General features: G+C 49.9%; 3 protein-coding genes. All 3 read right to left on the bottom strand.

The window, feature by feature from the left end; translation table 11 throughout:
- On the bottom strand, positions 1-198 hold a 198-nt coding region (locus IID12_09895; protein MCH8289399.1), incomplete at its 3' end, for a thiamine pyrophosphate-binding protein.
- Between the two features lie 12 nt (positions 199-210).
- A complete protein-coding gene (locus IID12_09890; GenBank protein MCH8289398.1) occupies positions 211-2184 on the bottom strand; it encodes a 2-oxoacid:acceptor oxidoreductase family protein in 1974 nt (657 codons plus the stop codon).
- Between the two features lie 343 nt (positions 2185-2527).
- Positions 2528-4209: anaerobic glycerol-3-phosphate dehydrogenase subunit C (locus tag IID12_09885; protein MCH8289397.1), on the bottom strand; the 1682-nt coding region annotated here is incomplete at its 5' end.

Genomic DNA, 4209 nt, shown 5'->3' with positions numbered 1-4209 from the left:
ATCGGGCGCAATATAGCTGAAGTCGCGGAGAGCGCCGGTTCCGGCGGGAATCAAACTTCTCGCGACCGATTCATCCGCCGGAAGTCCTTCTTCCGCCGAGCCGTCATTATACGCGCCGACTATTATATCATTAAAAGTTCCAATGTCGAGCAAGACGTCGTCTGATTTATTTACGATCTGATCCTTGACTGTTCCCATATTCTACCTCTCCTATACTTCGGCGAAAGTTTTGTCTGCTTCAAGCTCTTCGGCTTCTGCAATTAGCTCTCGCGGCACTTCAAATACGTCGCTGTATCCTCTCCTGACCGCTTTCAGGTTATCCTCCACTACTTGCTTTCCTTTACTCCCGAAATATTTGGTCAGGGAGCGTTTCACTCCTTCCATAAGTTTTTCTTCTGTGAGCTTTTTCCGCTCGACAAAAGGAGTTACCCTCAGGAAGATTCCCAGTAATACTATGCCCTGCATCCTTTGCTCTAATTCAGGTCTGGAGGCTACCTCCCTTGCTATAGTCACGGTATCCAATCCGAATAATCTGATGTTTCTATTCCTGATGATTTTCTTAGCCCAATCAGGGATCGTTTTCCAGAGGGATTCAGGGGAGTTTTTACTCGTTTGAACAAACGCTAAGCCGTCTTCAGCTAACCCGAACAACGGGTCTCCAAGGTTAAAGGCGTTCGTATCGTTCATCGGAACAAATTCCACGTGGTTCAACTCGGCATGAGTCAGTATCGGTTCATCGGAGATCGTCAGATAGTATGTTGTCGGCAGTCCCTTTTTTTCCGAACCGTATTTGGGATATGCCTGTACATTCATGTCGAACAGATCAGCGACGATCGTTGCGATAACCTTATTGGTCGTAACCGAACCGTAGCCTCCGACAGAATGTCCCCGCATCGAGAAGGAGCCGGGCGCTCTGACATCCGGATCAATCTTTCTTTCCAATGCCAACGGATGTTTGATGCCGAGTGTGAAGTAGTCTTTTACGCTCCCGTTTTTCATCGCCTCAAAGAGCGCAATCAAGTCTCCGGGACGCGTGTCCCTGCTTCCGAGGCCATACGTTCCTGAAACGATACGCGGGATTGTGTCAATTTTCGGGTATCCTTCCGCTCCCTGCATAGCGTCGGCAAACGCAGCTTTTATCTCTGTAGTCAGCGGATTCGATTGACCGAGAGGAATGTCGAGCCTTTCGAGTACTGCAACCCTTTTGGCGTTTTTTAACGCTTCGACTATTTCAGCTCCCGGAAACGGCCTGTACGACGTGATATTTAATATCCCGGCTTTTTTACCCTCATTCTTCTTCATCCAATCGATCGTAACTTTAGCAGTTTCAGACACCGAACCCATCGCAACGATGACCTCTTCCGCATCTTCAAGACCGTAACCGTCGACGAAATCATATTTTCGTCCGGTAAGTCTGTAGAACTCGTCCATTGAGTCTTTCAGGATTCCCGGAACTTTATCGTAGAAATGCCTTTGCGAGATCTTGCCCTTCATATATGAGTCCTGATTCTGAACAACCCCGCTCATCATCGGCTCATACGGATTCATATAGTTATTTAGTTTTTCCTTCGGATTGCCGATGTATTCTTTCATCATCACGGGCTCGTTGAGTAAAACATTCTCTATAGTGTGAGTCGTGAGGAATCCGTCCTGCACGTTCATAAAAGGTGTTTCACTCGCTTCGGCAGTCCGCCTGACTATGAGCGCGAGATCGCCCGCTTCCTGCGCGTTTCTCCCGAAGACTATCCCCCATCCTGTATCAGCGACAGCGATAACGTCGTCATGCCCCGCATGTACGTTCAGGGCTTGAGATGTCAACGCCCGTGCGCCTATGTGGAACACACACGGCAGGCGTTTACCGGATATCGTGAAGAGCACCTCTTTCATCAGAACCAGACCCTGTCCGGAGGTGAAATTGGTTACTCTGCCGCCGCTTAAAGCAACGCCTTCGCACGCCGATGCGGACGAATGTTCCGATTCAGGCTCTAAAAAGAACTGCGATTCTCCCCAAAGATTTTTATTTCCGTTTGCGATTGCCGCCTGATATCCCTGACCCATCGTCGTGGAAGAAGTTATCGGATATGCGCATCCCCCCTGCGTAATGTGAGAATCGACCCACACGACCGCACCGGCTCCGTCTGTGGTCGTGGATATCCCCGGAAACGGAAAACCGTTGCCTTTCATTTGGACATGCCCCTTCCCATGAACATATCTGAACAATATAAAGTTAAAAGACTAAATCCCGGTGTGAGGTTATGAGGTTGCATTATTCCCTATCATCTACTTTTTCCGTCTAATCGGAACACGGAATATATCCCCGTATCATAATAAAGTCAAGTGCAAAGGGGGGTTGAGGGTTGGGTTTCGATAGGAAACATATTGTCGTGGGTTATCCCGCAGCTGTAGGATGACCGCACTTAGAGTGTCATTCTGAGCGAAGCGAAGAATCTCGGAATTCAAAACTTTGAGATTCTTCGTCGCCCGGCTCAGCCGGACTCCTCAGAATGACAGCAACCGGATTTAGTCCCTATGTTTTCAACTTTGGAGAAAAAGACCTGTTCAGTATTGTCACGGGATGAATCGAGGGCAGGTCGGTGCCCTGCGAGATTTGCAGCTGACAGGTGCCGGTGCCCGTTAACACATAATCAGCCGAACTCTTCCGTATCTCTCTGAACAAAGGCTCGCCCATTTTCATCGAGAGATCGAAGTTTTCGACCTTATATCCGAACGTACCCGCAATACCGCAGCAGGCTTTTTCAACCTGAATCAATTCCATCTCCGGGATTTTTCCGAGGAGCTGTGAGATATCATAACCGGTATTCTGCGCCCTGTGCTGACACGGTTGATGATACACGACTTTTTTATTGATGGGACTCCATTCACCGTCAAAAGCGTCCAAAGCGTCGAGCTCCCCGAGGTACTCGTATAAATCCACAACCGCCGAAGCGACTTCCTCGGCTTCTTTGCTCCTTACCAGTTCGGGCAGCTCGAATTTCATGGCGAACCCGCACGAACCGGAAGATGTGATAATCTTCATCCCTCTTCTGACATAAGGGAGTAACAATTCCACGTTTTGTTTTGCATCCTCCACTGCCGCTTCTCTAAGACCGAGCGACAAACGTGCGGCTCCGCAGCAGCGCCAATCGGGCATCCTGGCTTTCACCCCGAGCTTTTCCAGCAGCCTTACGGTCGACTTGAGCTCTCCCCTGGGGTCTGAATAATGCGCGTGACATCCTGCGAAATACACTACTTCATCTCTTTCGCCTTTTAGTATATAAGGAAACGTATTACTCTGAATAGAGCCGCGTCTGAATTTTTGAATCTTTCGTTCCGGATGGATCCCCGCCAGCTTCGTCAGAGGTTTTCTGAATATTCTTGAATTAAGAAAGATATTCGAGAGCGGACTCAAATAGGCTGAGAGTTCCGACAGCTGTTTCGTCGCCCCGAGCATCCGTCCCCCCAGCGTCGACCCTTTCTGGGAGACGTAATACGCCCGCGCCTCCTGCGCCAGACCGGGTATGTTTACTTCGGTCGGGCACTCCACAAGGCACAGCTTACAATTTACGCACTCGTCAATTACCGAATTGAATTCAGGGGTTAACAGCGACTCAGCGGATAACTTCCCTGAAAGCACACCCCGAAACAGGTTCGCCTTCGCCCGGGCGGTGGACGATTCATCATTAGTTGCCACCGAAACCGGGCAGTATTGAATACAGGTTCCGCATCCGTGGCAGAGCTCCGCGGTCGAGTTCCATCTCTCCTCATTGAGAAACGTGCCTGTTTCGGTCACCGTGTATCCCGCGCCGTACCTTAGGTTTTCAGAAACACTCTGCGGGGAGTCGGAAACTATCTTACCCGGATTCATGATGTTATCGGGGTCGAAGAGACTCTTTATCTTCTCGAAGAGAGGATACAATTCAGGGAAGAAATCTCTCATATACGGCGTGCGGGCGAGTCCGTCGGCATGCTCACCGGTCATCGTTCCGTTCATCTCCCTCACCACTTCATGACAACGCTCCGCTATGACCGTCATCTTATCAACGTCAGCCTTGTCTCTTAAATCGAGCATCGGACGGATATGAAGATTCCCGTTGCCCGCATGACCGTACGCCGTGCCGGCGACTCCTTCCGATTGGAATATCTCCGTTACCTTCTTCAAATAATCACCTACCTGAGAGTAATGCACCGTGCCGTCCTCAGCGAAGGGAA

It is taken from the genome of Candidatus Neomarinimicrobiota bacterium, from assembly GCA_022567655.1.
In the GTDB taxonomy this organism is placed as follows: Bacteria; Fidelibacterota; SORT01; order SORT01; family SORT01; genus JADFGO01.
This window is presented reverse-complemented; position numbering and strand designations above follow the sequence as displayed.

What these genes read in the sequence shown, in the direction of transcription:
- IID12_09890 (MCH8289398.1), bottom strand. Translation starts at nt 2,184, where the DNA reads ATGAAAGGCAACGGTTTTCCGTTTCCGGGGATATCCACGACCACAGAC.